This window comes from Streptomyces sp. PU-14G (assembly GCF_041028275.1).
Taxonomy (GTDB): Bacteria; Actinomycetota; Actinomycetes; order Streptomycetales; family Streptomycetaceae; genus Streptomyces.
Window position 1 is genome coordinate 1 of sequence record NZ_JASKYT010000611.1, and the last position, 2,193, is coordinate 2,193.

Below are 2,193 nucleotides of genomic sequence, written 5' to 3' on the forward strand. Positions count from 1 at the left end.
GGGCCAAACAGGGGGTCAACCCTCCAGGGTTGTCATTGCGGGGGGCCCGTGCGGGAGGATGGCCGAAGCCGTATGAAGGGAAACACCCACGTGAGCATCGACCCGTCCTCGATCCCTAACTTCGGGGGCCAGCCCGAGGAGCCGGAGGAGTCAGGTCCCACCGGTCCGATCCTCCCCGACCAAGACCTCGTCAAGCAGCTCCTGGACCAGATGGAGCTGAAGTACGTCGTCGACGACGAGGGAGACCTCGCGGCGCCGTGGGAGGAGTTCCGCACCTACTTCATGTTCCGCGGGGAGGCGGAGCAGCAGGTGTTCTCGGTCCGTACGTTCTACGACCGTCAGCACTCCATCGAGGACAAGCCCAAGCTCCTCGAGGCCATCGACGACTGGAACCGTCGCACGCTGTGGCCGAAGGTCTACAGCCACACCCACGACGACGGCAGTGTCCGCCTGATCGGCGAGGCGCAGATGCTGATCGGCACCGGCGTCTCGCTGGAGCACTTCGTCTCCAGCACCGTCAGCTGGGTGCGGGCCTCCATCGAGTTCGACAAGTGGCTGGTGGAGCAGTTCGGCCTGGAGAAGGACATCGACTCCTCCGAGGGCGACGGCGAGGGCTCCTAGCCGTCCCGAGACCACGGCCGCGGTGCGAGGGCCGGGGTGCACGCCCGCGTGGTGCGCGCCCCGGCCCTCGTGCTGCTGTTCGAGGTGCGGCCCTCGCCGGCCGGCCGCCCTGACACCTGTCAGGTACCGCGAGCCCGCTGCCGGCGGAAGACTCGTCGTCATCCAGCGCGGGCGATCACCGCGCACACGGGGGAGACGGCCGGGCCACGGGGGGCCGGCCGGCGGGGAGGGCGGCCGGCCGACGGGGGACGGCCGCCCTTTCCGTCCTGCTCAGTGCTCAGTCCCCGGCGAGCCCGTGGAGCCGCCTGACCGCTTCTTCCAGGACGTCCTCCCTCTTGCAGAAGGCGAAGCGGACGTAGGGCGCGCCGGCGGGTTCGTGGTCGTAGAAGACCTGGGTGGGCACCGCCACCACGCCCACACGCCCGGGGAGGGACAGGCAGAAGTCGATCCCGTCGGTGGCGCCGAGGGGGCGGATGTCGGTGGTGATGAAGTAGGTGCCTGCCGGGGCGAAGACGCCGAACCCGGCTTCGCGCAGCCCGCCGGCCAGCAGGTCGCGGCGGGCTCGCAGGCCGTCCCGCAGGCCGGAGTAGTAGTCGTCCGGCAGGGCCAGGGCTTCGGCGACGGCGTACTGGAAGGGTCCGGCGGAGACGTACGTCAGGTACTGCTTGGCCGAGCGCACGGCGGTCACCAGTTCGGGGGCGCCGGTGACCCAGCCCACCTTCCACCCCGTCAGCGAGAACGATTTTCCGCTGGAGGAGATGGTCACGGTGCGCTCGCGCATGCCGGGGAAGCCCGCGAGGGGATGGTGGGCGCCGTCGAAGACGAGGTGTTCGTACACCTCGTCGGTGACGGCGAGCAGGTCCCGCTCGACGCACAGCTGTGCGACGGTGGCCAGCTCGTCGCGGGTCAGGACGGTGCCGGTGGGGTTGTGCGGGGTGTTGAGGAGGATGAGGCGAGTGCGTTCTGTGACCGCGTCGCGCAGTTCGTCCAGGTCGAGGCGGTACGTCCCCGAGGCGGCGTCGGGGCGCAGGGTGACCGGCACCCGGGTGCCGCCCGCCATGGCGATGGAGGCGGCGTAGGAGTCGTAGTACGGCTCCAGTGCGATCACCTCGTCACCGGGTTCGACGAGGGCGAGCAGCGAGGCCGCGATCGCCTCCGTCGCACCCGCGGTGACCAGCACCTCGGTGTCAGGGTCGTAGCGCAACCCGTAGAAGCGGAGCTGGTGTTCGGCCACGGACTGGCGCAGTTCGGGGATGCCGGGGCCCGGCGGGTACTGGTTGCCTCGCCCGTCCCGCACGGCGCGCACCGCGGCCTCCCGGACGGCCTCGGGGCCGTCGGTGTCGGGAAAGCCCTGGCCGAGGTTGATCGCGCCGGTCTCGACGGCGAGCGCGGACATCTGGGCGAAGATCGTGGTGCCGAACTCGGCGAGGCGGCGGTTGAGCAGTGGACGCCCGCCCGGGGCACCAGCGTGGCCAGCAGTCATGGCCGTCATCCTCCGGCAAGCTCTGGTCTTACTCAACTCCGCTTCGTCCCCGCCCCCTCCAGGCAGGAGATGCCCGGCATCTCCTGCCC

2 protein-coding genes are annotated in these 2,193 nt (G+C 70.6%); one reads left to right on the plus strand and one right to left on the minus strand.

What is annotated here, in order from left to right; genetic code table 11:
* Positions 1 to 90: 90 nt before the first annotated feature.
* Positions 91 to 621 (plus strand): YbjN domain-containing protein, encoded by a 531-nt coding sequence (locus AB8Z75_RS34005; protein ID WP_369208858.1) that lies wholly within the window; start codon positions 91 to 93, stop codon positions 619 to 621.
* Between the two features lie 277 nt (positions 622 to 898).
* Here AB8Z75_RS34005 and AB8Z75_RS34010 read toward each other — a convergent pair whose 3' ends face one another.
* A complete protein-coding gene (locus AB8Z75_RS34010; RefSeq protein WP_369208860.1) occupies positions 899 to 2,104 on the minus strand; it encodes a pyridoxal phosphate-dependent aminotransferase in 1,206 nt (401 codons plus the stop codon).
* Positions 2,105 to 2,193: the final 89 nt, after the last annotated feature.